The 15,733-nt window shown below is 72.5% G+C and carries 9 protein-coding genes; 4 read left to right on the plus strand and 5 right to left on the minus strand.

The window, feature by feature from the left end; genetic code table 11:
- Positions 1-21: 21 nt before the first annotated feature.
- From WME75_RS08335 to WME75_RS08350, 4 genes are all read left to right on the plus strand, one after another.
- Positions 22-1,524 carry a protein kinase domain-containing protein gene (locus tag WME75_RS08335; RefSeq protein WP_437488204.1) on the plus strand — a complete coding sequence of 501 codons (1,503 nt, stop codon included), beginning with the start codon at positions 22-24 and terminating at the stop codon, positions 1,522-1,524.
- Positions 1,525-1,603: 79 nt separating this feature from the next.
- Complete coding sequence (locus WME75_RS08340) at positions 1,604-3,688, plus strand: protein kinase domain-containing protein (protein WP_437488207.1); 2,085 nt, start codon at positions 1,604-1,606, stop codon at positions 3,686-3,688.
- Positions 3,689-3,783: 95 nt separating this feature from the next.
- Positions 3,784-5,676, plus strand: a complete 1,893-nt coding sequence (locus tag WME75_RS08345) for a serine/threonine-protein kinase (RefSeq protein ID WP_437488210.1) — start codon at positions 3,784-3,786, stop codon at positions 5,674-5,676.
- Between the two features lie 168 nt (positions 5,677-5,844).
- Positions 5,845-7,608, plus strand: coding sequence for a serine/threonine-protein kinase (locus tag WME75_RS08350; protein WP_437488213.1), 1,764 nt, complete (start codon positions 5,845-5,847; stop codon positions 7,606-7,608).
- A 614-nt stretch (positions 7,609-8,222) separates the two neighbouring features.
- On the opposite strand, the gene WME75_RS08355 is transcribed toward WME75_RS08350, so the two are convergent.
- The 5 genes from WME75_RS08355 to WME75_RS08375 all read right to left on the minus strand — a co-directional run bounded on the left by WME75_RS08355 (position 8,223) and on the right by WME75_RS08375 (position 15,496).
- Entirely contained in the window at positions 8,223-9,926 is a 1,704-nt protein-coding gene (locus WME75_RS08355) for a hypothetical protein (protein WP_437488216.1), read from the minus strand.
- 12 nt (positions 9,927-9,938) lie between these two features.
- Positions 9,939-10,976, minus strand: a complete 1,038-nt coding sequence (locus tag WME75_RS08360) for a hypothetical protein (RefSeq protein ID WP_437488219.1) — start codon at positions 10,974-10,976, stop codon at positions 9,939-9,941.
- Between the two features lie 23 nt (positions 10,977-10,999).
- Positions 11,000-12,742 (minus strand): hypothetical protein, encoded by a 1,743-nt coding sequence (locus WME75_RS08365; protein WP_437488222.1) that lies wholly within the window; start codon positions 12,740-12,742, stop codon positions 11,000-11,002.
- 12 nt (positions 12,743-12,754) lie between these two features.
- Positions 12,755-13,849 (minus strand): PEGA domain-containing protein, encoded by a 1,095-nt coding sequence (locus tag WME75_RS08370; RefSeq protein ID WP_437488225.1) that lies wholly within the window; start codon positions 13,847-13,849, stop codon positions 12,755-12,757.
- 279 nt (positions 13,850-14,128) lie between these two features.
- The gene (locus WME75_RS08375) at positions 14,129-15,496 is read right to left on the minus strand and encodes a hypothetical protein (protein WP_437488227.1); all 1,368 of its coding nucleotides are present in this window, start codon (positions 15,494-15,496) and stop codon (positions 14,129-14,131) included.
- Between the last annotated feature and the right edge of the window lie 237 nt (positions 15,497-15,733).

Genomic DNA, 15,733 nt, shown 5'->3' on the forward strand with positions numbered 1-15,733 from the left:
GTCCTTAACGCGAGCCCATCCATGCCCTCTCCCTCGCCTCCTGCCGCGCCGCCAGGTGCGCTCGTTTGCGGCAAATACCGGCTGCTCCGTCGGATCGGCGAGGGGGCGATGGGGGTCGTCTGGGCCGCGCACAACGAGGCCACTTCGCGCGAGGTGGCGCTCAAGCTGCTCGCGCGGCCCGACCCGGAGCTCCGCGTCCGGCTCCTCCGGGAGGCGCGGGCCTGCGGCGCGGTGAGCCACCGGAACATCGTTGATATCTACGATGCTGACGCGACCGAGAACGGCGATCCGTTCCTGGTCATGCCCCTGCTGTCCGGCGAGACGCTCTCCGCCTTGCTCAAGCGCAAGCGAAAGCTGGAGATCCCCGAGGCCTCGCGCATCGCCCGTGACATCGCGCGCGGCCTCTCCGCGGCGCACGAGCGCGGCATCATCCACCGGGACCTGAAGCCGTCCAACATCTTTCTCCACACCGAGCCTGGCGAGAGCAATTACGTCGTCAAGATACTCGACTTCGGCGTGAGCAAGTTCCTCACGGGGCCCGATCAGATACGCACCGCGACAGGCATCCTCATCGGCTCGCCCGCCTACATGAGCCCGGAGCAGGTGCGGGCGCAGGGCGATATCGACACGCGCGCCGACCTCTGGGCGCTCGGCGTGTTGATGTTCGAGATGCTCACCAGCCGGCGGCCGATCCAGGGCAGGGCGCACGAGCTCCTGAGAAACGTGTTGCAGGGCGAGATCCCGACGGTCTCCCAGATCGTCTGGCAGGTCGACCCTGGGCTCGATGCGATCGTGGCGCAGTGTCTCCGGCGCGACCGCGAGCAGCGGCCGCGCTCGGCGGCGGATGTGGCCGCGGCGCTCGAGCCGTTCGCCAGGCCGTCGGCGCAGCCGCGCAGCGCCTCGTCGCCGGGATCGTCGCCGGACCTGCGGTACGACGTGCCGCAGCAGCCGGGGCGAGGGCCGTGGGGCGGGGCGGCGCCAGGAGCATTGCCGGCGACCACGACGCCGCTTCCGGTGTCGGTGGCGTCTCTGCAGCTCCCGCACGGACGCGAGAGCTCGCCGGCGTTATCGCCGCATGGAGCGGGCGCATCGCCGGCGCCGCCGCCGCGCGGAACGGGCGCATCGCCGGCGCCCACGCCTCCGGCGAGCGGGAGCCCGGCGGCGCCGGTGCCCCGGAAGCCGACGGCGAGCCATCCCCTGCTGGGAGAGAACGGGACCGTCAAGCTCTCACCGACGGAGGCGTCCGTTCATCGGCAGGCGTTCGGCGCCGCGCAGGCGTCTGCGGCCGGTGCCATCGCGAAGGCGCCGGCGCCGCCGCCGGTGGGCGTCACCGTGCCGTTCGGGCCGCTCCGCGCGCCGGAGCGATCGTCGCCTGAGCTTGCCCGGTCGCGGATCGCGTGGATCGCGCTGGCGGTGCTCGCGGCGGTGCTCCTCGTGGGAATCGGCATGGCCGCGGGGTACCTCCTGTTGCGCGCCGGGGCGGAGAGCCCGGGAGGTCGCGGTGGAGCGCAGGTTACCTTGTGATGACGCCCTTTCGTTCGGCGATAGATAACGATACCTTGCGCGCCTCGGTGCGGCGCCTCGACCGTCCCTGTTGAGCTCGATGTCCAAGTCCTTCACGCACATCGCTGCCGGCCTGTTGATCGCCGAGAAGTACAAGCTGGTGAGGCGGCTGGGCGAGGGCTCCATGGGGGTGGTGTGGGCGGCGCTCAACCTGTCCACGTCGCGCGAGGTGGCGCTGAAGCTGATTCACCGCCCGGATCCCGAGCTCCGGCGGCGGCTGCAGCGCGAGGGGAGGAATGGCGGGGCGTTGCGGCACGGCAACGTCATCGACGTGTACGACATGGGCGAGACCGAGTTCGGCGAGCCCTTCCTCGTGATGCAGCTCCTCACGGGAGAGACGCTCGCGGAGCTGCTCCAGCGCAGGCGTCGGCTCGACGCGGACGTGGCGGCGGCGATCGGGCGCGACGTGGCGAGGGGCCTCGCCGCGGTCCACGCGGCGCACATCGTCCACCGCGATCTGAAGCCGGCGAACATCTTCCTGCACCGCGAGCCGGACGTGGACGAGCCGGTGGTGAAGGTGCTCGATTTCGGGGTCGCGAAGAATCTCGCCCTGAACGACGGCATCCGCACGGCGACCGGCGGCACGGTCGGGTCGCCGCTCTACATGAGCCCGGAGCAGGTGCGGGCCGATCCGAGCGTCGATCCCCGCGCCGACGTCTGGGCGCTCGGCGTTGTGCTGTTCGAGATGCTGACCGGCATGCGGCCGTTCCAGGGGGACGCGCGGGCGGTCTTCACCGGGATCTTGACCGGGGAAATCCCGAAGATTTCCAGGTACTTGCGTCGGGTGGATCCAGGGCTCGTGGAGCTCGTGGCGCGGTGCATGGCGCGCCACCGGGACGAGCGGATCGGGTCGGCGGCGGAGGTCGCGGAGCTCCTCGACGGGTACGCGGCCGCGGGAGCGAGGTCGCGCGGGAGGGCGGGCGCCGCCGTGGGGGGCGGGGGGGGAGGCGGCTACGCGGCGCCGGCGGGGATGCCGCCGGCGCTGGGGGCGAGCGTGGTGCCAGCGGGGATGCCGCCGGCGCTGGGGGCGAGCGTGGTGCCAGCGGGGATGCCGCCGGCGCTGGGGGCGAGCGTGGTGCCAGCGGGGATGCCGCCGGCGCTGGGGGCGAGCGTGGTGCCAGCGGGGATGCCGCCGGCGCTGGGGGCGAGCGTGGTGCCAGCGGGGATGCCGCCGGCGCAGAGGGCGAGCGTGGTGCCAGCGGGGATGCCGCCGGCGCTGGGGGCGAGCGCCGGGGCCGAGCCGGTGTGGAACGCTGAGCTGACCCAGAAGCTCGATCCGGAGGTCATGGGGGGCGCGGACGCGGGGGCGCGTGTCTCGCCGACACGGAGACAGGACGAGCCGGGCAGATCGGGGAGCTCGACGACCGCGCCGCTCGTGCCGGGCCCGGAGGCGGGTGGGGCGGCAGCGCAGCCGTCGCCGTGGGCAGCGCGCGCGACGCCGCCGCCGATGCCGCCGCTGGAACAGCAGCGGCGCCCGGCGAGGATCCAGGTCCCCGGCGCGATCCTGGCGTTGCTGGCCGCCTTCGCCGCTGGCCTCGTGGGAGCGGTGCTCTTCTTCGCCCTGCGCGCCCTCCAGGGCAGCGAGGTGCCCGCGGAGCCTGACGCGTCGATCGAGGCCGGGGACGCGAGCGCGGTCAGCGTCGTCAGGCCGGCTGAGACGCTGCCTCCGCCGGCGGCGCCTGCTCCGCAAGCTCCGGCCGTGGCTGAGCCGATCGAGGGCGACGCCGACGCGGATGCGGGCGCGGCGAGCGACTCGGGGCACGCGGAGGCGGACGCATCGGCGTCACCGGCGCCGAGCGCTCCGACCGCAGCGGCGACGGCCGTCACGGCGGCGACGCCAGGGGCGACCGCGCCGGTGAAGGCGGCACCAGCAGCGGCGCCGGTGAAGGCGGCACCAGCAGCGGCGCCGGTGAAGGCGGCGCCAGCGGCGGCGCCGTCTGCGCCGCGGAGCGCCGTTGCCGCGCAGCCCGGGGGCAAGGCGCCTGGGAAAACGGCTGCGACGCCGCCTCCGCAGCAGCCCGCTGCCAAGCGGCCCAAGGTGGATCCCTGCGCGGGAAAGACGGGGTTCATGCGGACCAACTGCCTGCGGGAAAACGAGAGGAAGCGGGATCCGTACGCACCCTGATCGGCGTCGACCGCCGAGGCGCGGGTTCGGTGATTCCGGTCGCGCTGGAGCGATGGTAAGCCCGCGGTGGGCTGACGGCGCGACCCGGGGGGCATATGTCGGAACCGATCGAGGCGTACAGGCTCCTTCCGGGCATGCTGCTCGCGCGGAAGTACCGCCTGAGCCGCAAGATCGGGCAGGGCGCGATGGGGGTCGTCTGGGCCGCGAGGAACGAGGCCACGGGGCGCGAGGTGGCGCTCAAGGTGATCGCCCGTCCTGATCCGTTGCTGCGCAAGCGGCTCCTCCGCGAGGCGCAGTCGTGCGGCGCGCTCCAGCATCCGAACATCGTCGACGTGCTCGATGTGGCCCGCGCCGAGGGCGGCGAGCCGTGCCTCATCATGGAGCTGCTCGTGGGCGACAGCGTGGCCGCGCTGCTCGATGCCCGGCGCCGTCTGGAGGCGCCGCTGGCCGCCCGGATCGCGCACGACGTGGCGGGCGCGCTCGCCGCGGCGCACGCCGTGCAGATCGTGCACCGCGACCTCAAGCCGGCGAACGTGTTCCTGCACCGGCCGCCCGAGGCGGGCGACTTCGTGGTCAAGGTGCTCGACTTCGGGGTGGCGAAGAGCCTCGCGGCCGCGAGCGGGTTGACGTCGACGCTCGATGTGGTGGGCTCGCCGGTCTACATGAGCCCGGAGCAGCTGCGCGCGGACGAGGACCTCGATGCGCGGGCGGATCTCTGGTCGCTCGGGGTGATGCTGTTCGAGATGCTCACCGGCGTGCGGCCCTTCCAGGGCGAGGGGCCGCAGCTGCTGTCGCAGATCCTGTCGGGGGAGATCCCGAAGGTGTCCCGCTATCTGCGGCGCGTGGACGAGCGGCTCGTGACGATCGTCGACCGGTGTCTGCGCAGGGAGCGGCAGGAGCGGTTCGGGACCGCGGAGGAGGTGGCGCGGGAGCTCGCGGCGTTCGTCGTGTCGACCGCGGGTGAGGCGGGGGCGCTCCGGGGGGAGGGCGCGGGGGAAGCGGAGCGCGGGGGGCTGCGCACCACGGGGGAGCGCGGGAGGCCGCCGCTGGGGAGCACGGCGGATCAGGAGACGGTGGTGGCTCCGGCGCGAGGGCAGGGGAGCGCGGTCGGCGCGGAGGAAGTGGTGACGACGGTGCCGCTCGGGCGGCCGGGGACACCGGCCTCGCAAGGAGGAACGGCGCCGGGCACGAGCGCCGGAGCTCCGGCTGCCGGCGCCGGACCCATGGTGACGCTTCGTGGGACGCTCGTGATGCGAGGGAAGGCCGCCGAGGCGCAGCACCAGGCGGCGATGTCCATGATGCGCGCGGCGCAGGCACAGCAGGCCGGCGCGCGTGCCGCGGGCGCGCAACCCGCGGCGAAGGGGCGGGCCGCCGTCGAGGCGAGGCGAAGGGGAGGGAAGACCACGGCCGTGGCCGCGACGCTGGTGGTGGGCTTGATCGTGGGCGCGATCGCCGCAACGTGGCTCGTCGGCTGGAGGGGGCCGACACCACCCGCCGGAGCTGATGGAGGCCGCGAGCCGGCCGTGGGCGCGGCGGAGGCAACACGGCAGGAGAGGGCTCCCGCTGCGACGACAGCGGCGCCTGCTGCTGAAGGATCGGGACCGCCAGCGGCGGCGGAGAGCGCCGCGGCGAGCGCGGGCGCAGAGCGCAGGGCTGCGGCGCCGGTCGAGCAGGAGCAGCACGAGGCCCAGGTGGACGCACCGCCGCAGCAGCGCGCGCTTCCGCCCGCTCCACCTGCCCCCGGAGGGACAGCGGCCCAGGTGAAATCGTCGTCGCCGACGGGGACGGCAGCAGCCATCGCGGGAGCGCGGACACCGGCGTCCGGCGGGACGTCCGTCCGTGGAAAGACGCAGACGGCCGCGGAGTCGGTGTACGACGAGGCGCCGCGATCTCCGCCTCCACCTCCGCCACCCGCCCGCGCCGCATCGCCGGCTGACGCCACGAGTGCAGCGGAGAAGAAGAAACCCGCGCCGCCTCGGCCGTTCTGAGCAGCCTGGCCCGTCGCCTAGACGCCCGTCGCACCACGGCGTCGCTCTCGAGCTCGCCGCGACGTGCGCCCTGTGCGCTGCGCCCTCACGCGCGTCCGCTGCGCCAGGACTGCGCGATCGGCGCGCGATCGGTTACGCTGCTCCCACCCGCAGGAGGCGCCCCGGCGCATGCAGCTCGAATCAGGCTCGATCATCGCCGGCAAGTACCGCCTGGAGCGCGCGCTCTCCGCGGGGGGCATGGGCTCGGTCTGGGTGGCGCAGCACGTCCAGCTCGGCACGCACGTGGCCGTCAAGTTCATGGGCACGGCCTACGCCGGATCGCCGGCGTTCCGCGCCCGCTTCGAGCGTGAGGCGCGCGCGGCGGCGCACCTCCGGAGCCCCCATGTCGTGCAGGTCTACGACTTCGGCTTCGAGCAGAGCGTGCCGTACCTCGTGATGGAGCTATTGCGCGGGGAGGACCTGAGCGCGCGGCTTTTGCGGGTGCGCAGGCTCTCGCTGCCGGAGACGCAGCGCCTCCTGGTGCACGCCGGGAAGGCGCTGCGGAGCGTGCACGACGCCGGGCTGGTCCACCGGGACCTGAAGCCGGCGAACCTGTTCCTGGCGCGCGTCGACGGCGAGGACGAGGACCAGCTCAAGCTGATCGACTTCGGCATCGCCAAGGACACGACATCGAAGCTCGTGACGGAGGCGTCGACGACCGGCGAGGTGATGGGGTCGCCGCATTACATGAGCCCGGAGCAGCTCCGGGCCGAGCGCGACATCGACGCGCGGAGCGATCTCTGGGCGATGGGCGTCATCCTGTTCCGGATGGTGACCGGCTACCTGCCGTTCCCGGGCGAGGTGCTGGCGCAGGTGATGACGCGGATCCTCGTGGAGCCGATCCCCACGGCGCGGCAGCTCGCGCTGGATCTGCCGCCGGCGCTCGACGCGTTCTTCGCGCGGGCGCTGTCGCGCGACCGGAACCACCGGTTCCAGAGCGTGCGCGAGATGGTGGAGGAGTTCGGCCGGGCGGCGGGCGTGCCGGTGTTCTCGTCGTCGGGGGTGGGGGGCGGAGGATCGAACCCGTTCGGGTGGACGGCGGTGGGGACGCCTGTCGCGGGAGGGGCCGCGGCGCTGGGTGGCGCGGGGGCAGGGGGGCCGGCAGCTGCGGCGGGTGTGGCGGGTGTGGCGGGTGTGGCGATCGCGGGGACCGCGGCGCCCGGTGGCTATGCCGGTGGCTATGGAGGTGCGGCCTATCCGGCGGGATCTGCGCAGGGGCCGGGCGGCGGGAGCGGCGCTGCGGCCGTGGCGCAGGGCGCCTCGCCGGGCACGCTGACCGATGCGATTCACGTGTCGGCGTCGGCGCAGCCGCGCTCGCGAAGGGCGCGCGCGGCGTGGATCGCCGCGGGAAGCGTGGCGATCGTCGCCGTGGGGGTGGGGCTGGGCGTGATGTTGCGGCGCGTGCTGGAGGTGCCGGGAGCCGAGGCGGGCGCGGCGGCCGCAGCGAGCGTGAAGGCGGAGGCGGGCGCGGCGGCCGCAGCGAGCGTGAAGGCGGAGGCGGCGGCGGCGGGGGAGGCGGCGGAGGCGACGGCGGGCGCTGCGGCGCCGGCCGCGGGCGAGCCGGCGGCGCCGAAGGCGGTGGCATCCGCGGCGGGAGAGGGGGCGCAGGGCGAGGGGGCAGAGCCGGCGATTGTGCCAGGGCCGGAGCCAGCGCCGACGTCGATGCAAGGTGTATCGGGTGGCGCTGCTGGAGCGAGCGCGGCGCCTGAGCGGGCGCAGGTTCCCGGGGCAGCGTCGCCGGCGACGAGCGCCGCCCCGGCTGCCCCCAAGGAGGCACCGACTGCCGCGCCGAAGCGCGAGGTGGCGCCACGAATGTGGTCCGAGATCGGAGGGCAGAAACCGGCGAGCTCGGGGACGTCCCAGGGGCGCCCCAGGCGGGACTGGGGGTTTTGAGGGAGATATCGACGGGCGAGCCGCTCCGGGGTGCTTCCTGCGAGCGGGAGGTTGGGGCCACGAGCGTCGCGCGCTGCGGGCTTCTCGGTGCGGCGGGCTGTCAAGGGGCAACCGCGAAAGATCGATGGGGAACATCGAAAAATCGATGTGCGGCATCGAAAAGTCGATGCGCGACGGCCAAAGATCGAGGTGCGATCTCGACGAACCTGGGGCTCACTTCGCCGGGCCGAAGGTGCGAATCGCCGGGTCGATGGGTGACCTCCGCCGGGCGCCATGGCGCATCGGTGCGCTGCGCCGGAGCGTTCAGGGCGAGGTGAGCTCGGGCGAGCTCCACGCCAACCGCAGCGCTTGATGCAAGCGTCGCAGCGGAGCGTTGGACGACGGGTGAGCCGTCGCAAGCGTTGAGACGAGCAGCGCGGCGGGGGTCGGCGTGGATCGGCGCCCGAGGCGCGCTGCGAGGCCGGCGAGGTGCCCGTTGCGTGCGTTGACCGCGCTGATTGCGTGGCGGAGAGGAGATTTCAAGCGTTGCAGCGGGCTGCAGCGTGCCAGCAGCCGGTGGGATCTCGGCGGAGTGTCGGTGGTGCTCATCGCGGTGGCCGGCGTATCGGGGCGGTCTAGTTGAAGGCGAGCGTGTCAGCCGCAATTCCTGTGTCGGCTCCGAGGCCGGTGTCGCCGTCGTCGCCGCCGCCGAGGCCAGCCGCGCCGAGCTGGATGGCAACACCGCTGAGGGGCGGCGGGGTGCCGTTGAAGGCGATGCCGAGAGAATGGCCGCCCTGCCCGCCGCCGCCCTTGCCGCCGTCGCCGCCGCGGCCGCCGCGGCCGCCGTCGCAGCCGCCGTGCAGGCCTAGGGCCTCGTTCGGATCAACCGTTCCGCCCCGACCGCCCGCGCCGCCCTCGCCGCCCGGCTGTCCGTCGCCGCCGTTGCCACCACGGCCGCCATCGCCAGCCTTCAGGACGACCGCTTCGAAGGAAAGCGTGGCACCGACGCTGATGAGCGCGATGCTGGCGCCGCCCGGGAAGCCACCACGGCCTCCCAGACCGCCGCAGCCGCCAGCCCCGCCGGAGCCACCGGCCGCGCCGGCGCGGTCTGCAATGAGGCCATCGTCACAACGATAATCTCTCGAGACTGACGATTCGCCTCGGTCACCGCCGCCGCCGCCACCGCCCTGTCCAGGCGCGCCACGGCGCCCAGGGGCTCCGGGGACGCCGGCATAGCCGGTCATGGAGATGCTACCGGGGCCCTCTGCGCCTGCGCCGGGGGTACCCCTGGGACGGCTGTTGCCCGAGATGCCATTGGCGCAGCGGCCCGATGAGCTCCAGCCTGTGCCGTGGTTTTCCACATCGCCGCTTGCCGCGAGAAGGGGCGTTCCGTCGGCCCCGGGGCCTCCCATCGCAGGCCAGCTCCATCCGCCGTATCCACCGGCCGAATCATCGGTCAAATCGTCGGGGGTGCCGCACTGATTCACCACTGAGGCTCCGCCGGGGACGCGCTCACCATCCGTGCGGGTACATCCGGGGCTTCCCGTGTACCCTGGTACGCCTGGAATGGCCGGCTCCGTGAAAGACGCTCCAGCCGCGCCCGGCGCTGCATCTCTGGCCTCCAGCTCGCAGCGCACGAGCTCCACGGCCGTGCCGTGCGCGATGGCGGCGATCGACGAGACCCCTGCGCCGTTGTGTTGCTGCGCGGTCGACCTCGCCACGACGTGCAGGTTCTCGATCCGGACGGTCCCCGATGGCCCGCCCATGGTCAGCGGGATCATGCCTTCGCCCGCGGTCAGCACCGTCTTGGTCGCCTCGCCGGCCCAGATCCAGCCGTTGTTGCAGTCGAGCCCGCCGTAGAGGGTGACGCCGCCCGGCACCTCGACGACTTCGCTGAACTCCTCACCGGCGCCGGCGCACGCGTAGACGCGCCCGGTACTATTCTGCTGGGCTTGGTGGATGGCCTCCTGGAGCGAGCCGAACGGCTCCGTCTTCGTTCCTGTGCCCACGGAGCCGGCGCGGCTCGCCGACACGAACACGCCGCATGTATCGTCCACCGCGCCGGTGCTCTCGCGGGGCACGCACGTCTCGCCCGGCGGGTCGGCGTCCGGCGGTCCCGCGTCCGGCGAGTCAGCGTCCGGCGAGTCAGCGTCCGGCATCTCCACCGCGGGTCCGCCTGCGGCGCCGTCCGGGCAACCTTGATGCCGGTTCTCGCAGTTCCCTAATGGCGTATCGTAGACACAGCTCGCTGTCTGCATCACGCCGACCACCGATGCCATGATCAGCGCCGAAGCCCCGTGTGCGGCGAGCCGCATCGCCCTCTTGGTCTGTCGGTTCATGGATCCCTCGACTCAGAAAACGCCGCCGGCGGCGATCCCCCCGCCGCCTGGGCTCACAAGCGGAATGACGCGCACATGCTGCTCCTCCGGCACGCTCGACGGGCTGGCAATCCAGTAGCCGAGTGTCCCGAGCGCGGCGACCCCTCCGCCGACGAAGCTCCATAGCGCCAGGTTACTGAACAGGTCTCTGTCGTCGACCAGCGAGCTCAGCTTCTGGCAAGCCGTCACCGGATCTCCGATGGTGAGGTTCGTGCAATCCACATTGCCGCCTCGGACGGCATGGACCGCTTCCCACTGCCTCCTCACGGCCCTCTCCGTGCCATTCGCGATCAGCGTGAACGTGACGCCCGCGATCATCCCGGATCCGGCCGCGACTCCGCCGCCGAGGAGCACGGCTGTTCTGATATCGTTGCCCGGGGAGGCGGATGCGCTCTCCGGTCGCGGTGCTGCGGCCGGCGGCGGCAGATCGAGGGTGACGAGCTCTCTCGTCCCTTCGTTCAGCCGGATCGTCTTCGTGATCGGGTTCCGGCGCGGCGCGACGGCGACCAGCGTGTAGCTCCCGGGGTCGCGTTCCACGGGCGTCCCCTGACCGATGCGCTCTCCGTCCAGCGTCAGCACCACGGCGTCCGGCGCCGCGCCCCTGACGACGACCTCCAGCGCGGGGATGCGCGGCGCCAGCGCGGCGAGCTCGACCCTCGCGTCGGCCTGGTCCTGCCGGAATACGCGCGGGGCGTCGGCCGCCAGCGGCTCGTCCACGACACGCTGGTAGAACGAGCGCGCCTCGAGCAGGCGGCCGAGCCGCTCGCAGGAGCGCGCGATCATGCGCAAGAGCGGAACGGCGTGGACCAGGGCCGCGGCCTCGCGGAAGGCCGCGAGCGCCTCTTCGTGGCGGCCGGCATCGAAGAGAGCCTGGCCCTTGTCGGCGAGACTCCGGGCCTCGGCTCTGGCCTGATCGGTCGGCTCGACCTGCTGCGCGATGGCGGCGGCCGGCATGGTCGGGAGGACGAGCGCCAGGAGCAGGACGAGGCGCAGGGGGCGGCGAGGTGTCATGGCTGGAGGGGTGCCGGAGCGATCTAGTTGAATGCGAGCGTGTCGGCCGCGATCCCTGTGTCGGCTCTGAGGCCGGTGTCGTCGTCGCCGCCGCCGCCGAGGCCAGCAACGCCGAGCTGGATGGCGACACCGCTGAGGGGCGGCGGGGTGCCGTTGAAGGCGATGCCGAGAGAATGGCCGCCCTGCCCGCCGCCGCCCTTGCCGCCATCGCCGCCGCGGCCGCCTCGGCCGCCGTCGCAGGCGCCGTACAGGCCTAGGGACTCGTTCGGATCAACCGTTCCGCCCAGACCGGCCGCGCCGCCCTCGCCGCCCGGCTGTCCGTCGCCGCCGTTGCCACCACGGCCGCCATCGCCAGCCTTCAGGACGACGGCTTCGAAGGAAAGCGTGGCACCGACGCTGATGAGCGCGATGCTGGCGCCGCCCGGGAGGCCACCTCGGCCACCCAGACCGCCGCAGCCGCCCGTCCCGCCGGAGCCACCGGCCGCGCCGGCGCGGTCTGCGATGAGGTCATCGCGACAACGATAGTCTCTCGAGAGCGACGATTCGCCTCGGTTGCCACCGCCGCCGCCACCGCCCTGTCCAGGCGCGCCACGGCGCCCAGAGGCTCCGGGGACGCCGGCATAGCCGGTCATGGAGATGCTACCGGGGCCCTCTGCGCCTGTGCCGGGGGTACCCCTGGGACGAATGTTGCCCGGGTTGCCATTGGTGCAGCGGCCCGATGGGCCCCCGCCTGTGCCGTGGTTTGGCTCATCGCCGCTTGCCGCGAGAAGGGGTAGTCCGTCGCCCCCCGGGCCTCCCATCGCAGGCCAGCTCCATCCGCCGAATCCACCGGTCGAATCATCGGTCAAATCGTCGGGGGTGCCGCACTGATTCACCAGGCCGGCTCCGCCGGGTGCGCGCTCACTATCCGTGCGGCTACATGCGGGGCTCCCGGTCAGCCCTGGTAGGCCTGGAATGGGCGGCTCCGTGAACGACGCGCCATCCGCGCCCGGCGCTGCATCTCCGGCCTCCAGCTCGCAGCGCACGAGCTCCACGGCCGTGCCGTGTGCGATGGCGGCGATCGACGAGACCCCTGCGCCGTTGTGTTGCTGCGCGGTCGGCCTCGCCGCGACGTGCAGGTCCTCGATCCGGACGGTCCCCGATGGCCCGCCCATGGTCAGTGGGATCATGCCTTCGTCCGCGGTCAGCACTGTCTTGGTCGCCTCGCCGGCCCAGATCCAGCCGTTGTTGCAGTCGAGCCCGCCGTAGAGGGTGACGCCGCCCGGCACCGCGACGACTTCGCTGAACTCCTCACCGGCGCCAGCGCACGCGTAGACGCGCCCGGTTTTATTCTGCTGGGCTTGGAGGATGGCCTCCTGGAGCGAGCCGAACGGCTCCGTCTTCGTTCCTGTGCCCCCGGAGCCGGCGCGGCTCGCCGACACGAACACGCCGCACGTGTCGTCGACCGCGCCGGTGCTCTCGCGGGGCACGCACGTCTCGTCCGGCGGTCCCGCGTCCGGCGGGTCAGCGTCCGGCGGATCGGCGTCCGGCGAGTCTGCGTCCGGCGGGTCGGCATCCGGCGGTCCCGCGTCCGGCGGGTCGGCATCCGGCGGTCCCGCGTCCGGCGGGTCCACTCCGTCTGTCCCAAGGCTTCCACACCGATGCTGCTCGTCGCAATCCGGTTGAAGGCAGCCCGCTGCCTGCACCACGCCGATCGCCGATGCTATGACCAACGCCGAAGCCCCGTGTGCGGTGAGCCGCATTGCCCTCTTGGTCTGTCGGTTCATGATTTCCTCGACTCAGAAGACGCCGCCGGCGGCGATCCCCCCGCCGCCTGGGGTCACGAGCGGAGCGACGCGCACATGCTTCTCCGCCGTGCTCGGCGGGGTCGCAACCCAGTAGCCGAGCGTCCCAAGCACGGCCACGCCCCCACCGATGAAGCTCCACATTGCGATGTTGCTGAAGAGGTACTTGTCGTCGACCAGCGAGCTCAGGTCCTCGCACTGCTGTCCTTGACTGCCGGGGGCGGGGCGCGAGCAGTTCACGGCTCCACCGTCCATGGCATCGACCACGGTCCACTGTCGTCTCGCGTCGCTCGCCTTGCCGTTCGCGGCCAATGTGAACACCACCCCCGCGATCACCCCGGCACCGGCCGCCGCGCCGCCGGCCAAGAGCACCCCCACGTTCGAGCGCTTCGCGCCGTCCCGTGGCGGAGGCGCCGGACTCGGCGGCGGCGCGCTCACCGGCGGTCTTTCGAGCTCGAAGGCGCGCCGGATCTCGCTCCCCGCCGCGACCTCCACGGCGGTTTCCTGCGGCGCATGGTCGTCATGCCGCACGCCCATCGTGTGCGGCCCCGGCTCCAGAAACACCGGATCGAGGAGCGGCGTCTTCCCTACAACAGCGCCGTCCACCACCACCGCCGCTCCTGGGACGTCCGCGTGGACGAGCACTGCGCCGACGTGCGCGCGCGCTTTCGCGAACGTCTCGGCGGCGGCGGCGCGCTCGTGCGGGGTCGCGGTCGCGTCCTGCTCGAGCTCGCGCACGTAGACCGCGAGGTGCTCGGCAGCGTCGCGGTAACGCTGTAGCATCAGCTCGCACGTGCCGATTCCCCCGAGGATCGTGTAGTGCTTTTGCAGCGCCCATGCCGCGACGAACGACGCGTGAGCGTCCGCCCATCGCTTCTTCTCCGACGCGGCCACGCCCTCGAGATAGAGCTTTCGCGCCTTGTCGCTCATGGCCTCGCCGGGCGCGCGCTGCATGCCTGGCCGAGGCCCGGGCTTCGGCTCCGCGCTGTTTCCCGTCGGAGCGCTGCCCTTCGGTTGCGCCTCGCTCGGCGAGGTGGCCGCGAGCAGGCCGAGGAAGCAGAGCAGCGGAGCCACCGGGGTGAGGCGCATGCCACCATCTTACCCGCGGTTCGAGTGCTCGCCGCGGTTTTTGACGGGCCGCGCCGCGCTGCGGATCGTGGGGCTGCCGACGTGGGGTCCAGCGGAACGGGCGACATCGTCGCCGTCCTTGCTGCCTGGACAGGCTTCACGTGCTGTCGTGGACCGGCGCTCGCGGGTCTGGCGGCGGCGGCCTCGTGGGCAGAGGCGTCTCGCGGCAGGCCCAGGCGGCCCCCGGCGGCCCGGGGAGGGGACGAGGGGGCGCCGACGGGGGCTCACATCACGAGGAGGTCAGGGGTTAGCGAACTCGAGCGTGTCGGCCGCGAAGCCAGGCTTGCCGTCGTATTCGGGGTCGCTGTCGTCTCCTTCGCCGCCGTCGCCAGGAGCACCGTGGTCTATCTCGACCCTGACGGTCGGGGGCGGTGTGCCACGGAAGGCAATGCCGATGGAGTGCCCGCCGAGCCCGCCACCCCCCTTTCCGCCTTGACCGCCGTCGCCGCCCGGACCACCGGCACAGCCGGCGCTCAGGGACATGCCCGTGCCGCCGGCTCCGCCGTCGGCACCGCTTCCGCCGAGCTGGCCAGAGGCTCCGGCGCCCCCATTCCCACCGTCCTTGGCGATGAGGCGAACCTCCTCAAAGGTGAGCGCTGCATCGATGCTGAGAAGGGCGATGCTGGAGCCACCTGCTCGGCCGCCGTTGCCGCCGTTGCCGCCACAGCCACCGGTTCCGCCGGAGCCGCCGCTCGCGCCGCCAAAGCCTACTGAGGCGCCGGTGCAGGCGCCCTCACCCTTCCCACTTGCGCCGCCGCCACCGCCCTGGCCGGGTCTCCCGCGTCGACCCGGCTTCCCAGTAGCGCCCTCAGAAGGAGTGTCCTCATAACCGGTGCTGCTGATGGTTCCTGGTCCAGTGGCGCCCCGGCCTGGCTCTCCGTGGTTACCAGCCTCGCCCATGTCGCCGTCGCCGCAGCCACCGTTCCCCTGGCGGGACCCGGCATTGGCACTGCCGCCGGAAGTGCCGTTGCCGCCAGGGTTCCATTGGGGACTCGATCCGACCCCGCCCAATCCGCCCCTCGAGTCATCACTGGAATCCCCGGTCCCGCACTCCTTACGTGGCTGCGGATTTGGGGCCACGACCTCCATCGTGCATGCAGCGTTGCCGGCGTTGCCCGGCTTCCCATCCATCTCGCTGTCCGGCGGATTGGAGGGCGCTCCCGTGGGGCCCGGCGCCGCGTCGTCCGCTTCAAGCGTGCAGCGCACGAGCGTTATGTTGCCGCCCTCGGCGATTGTCGCGATGGACGACGTTTTACGCATCGCGACATCCTGCGGGTCGATCTTTTCTGCTTTGACATGGAGGTCTTCAATTCGAGCGCTTCCGCCGGCAGCGCTGATCTTGAGAGGAACCGTTCCGGGGGCTGCCGTCAGGAGCGTCTCTTTGCCTTCTTCATCGACCCGTATCCAATTGGCGTCGCAGTCGAGCCGTCCGTAAATCGTCACGCCCGCGGGCACCGTGACGGCTTCCGTGTAGGTCCCGATGCACACATAGACGCGTGGATTCTCGCTCTCGCTGTCCACCACGCGGCCGATAGCTTCGCTGATCGACTTGAGCGGCTCCTGCTTCGTGCCATCAGCGCCGTCGACGCCCGCCTCGGACACGAACACCCCACAGTGGTCGCCGACACCGTCTTTTGCTGTTCCCGGGTCACACCCCGCAAGCGGAGGGTCGATTTCGCCACTGCCACCGTTTCCGCCGTTACCACCGTCTCCACCAGTGTCGGACGATTCTGGGTACGCCGAGGCCGGAGGTTCTATGCACCCACTCACGTGGAGCCCCGTGGCTACCGCGGTCAGGACAAGCGTTGCGGCGAAGCGACAACCACGACGATGACCCATCCTGCT

The sequence above is a fragment of the Sorangium sp. So ce1014 genome (assembly GCF_051521505.1).
Taxonomy (GTDB): domain Bacteria; phylum Myxococcota_A; class Polyangia; order Polyangiales; family Polyangiaceae; genus Sorangium.

What these genes read in the sequence shown, in the direction of transcription:
- WME75_RS08335 (WP_437488204.1), top strand. Translation starts at nt 22, where the DNA reads ATGCCCTCTCCCTCGCCTCCTGCCGCGCCGCCAGGTGCGCTCGTTTGC.
- WME75_RS08340 (WP_437488207.1), top strand. Translation starts at nt 1,604, where the DNA reads ATGTCCAAGTCCTTCACGCACATCGCTGCCGGCCTGTTGATCGCCGAG.
- WME75_RS08370 (WP_437488225.1), bottom strand. Translation starts at nt 13,849, where the DNA reads ATGCGCCTCACCCCGGTGGCTCCGCTGCTCTGCTTCCTCGGCCTGCTC.
- WME75_RS08355 (WP_437488216.1), bottom strand. Translation starts at nt 9,926, where the DNA reads ATGAACCGACAGACCAAGAGGGCGATGCGGCTCGCCGCACACGGGGCT.
- WME75_RS08360 (WP_437488219.1), bottom strand. Translation starts at nt 10,976, where the DNA reads ATGACACCTCGCCGCCCCCTGCGCCTCGTCCTGCTCCTGGCGCTCGTC.
- WME75_RS08345 (WP_437488210.1), top strand. Translation starts at nt 3,784, where the DNA reads ATGTCGGAACCGATCGAGGCGTACAGGCTCCTTCCGGGCATGCTGCTC.
- WME75_RS08350 (WP_437488213.1), top strand. Translation starts at nt 5,845, where the DNA reads ATGCAGCTCGAATCAGGCTCGATCATCGCCGGCAAGTACCGCCTGGAG.
- WME75_RS08365 (WP_437488222.1), bottom strand. Translation starts at nt 12,742, where the DNA reads ATGAACCGACAGACCAAGAGGGCAATGCGGCTCACCGCACACGGGGCT.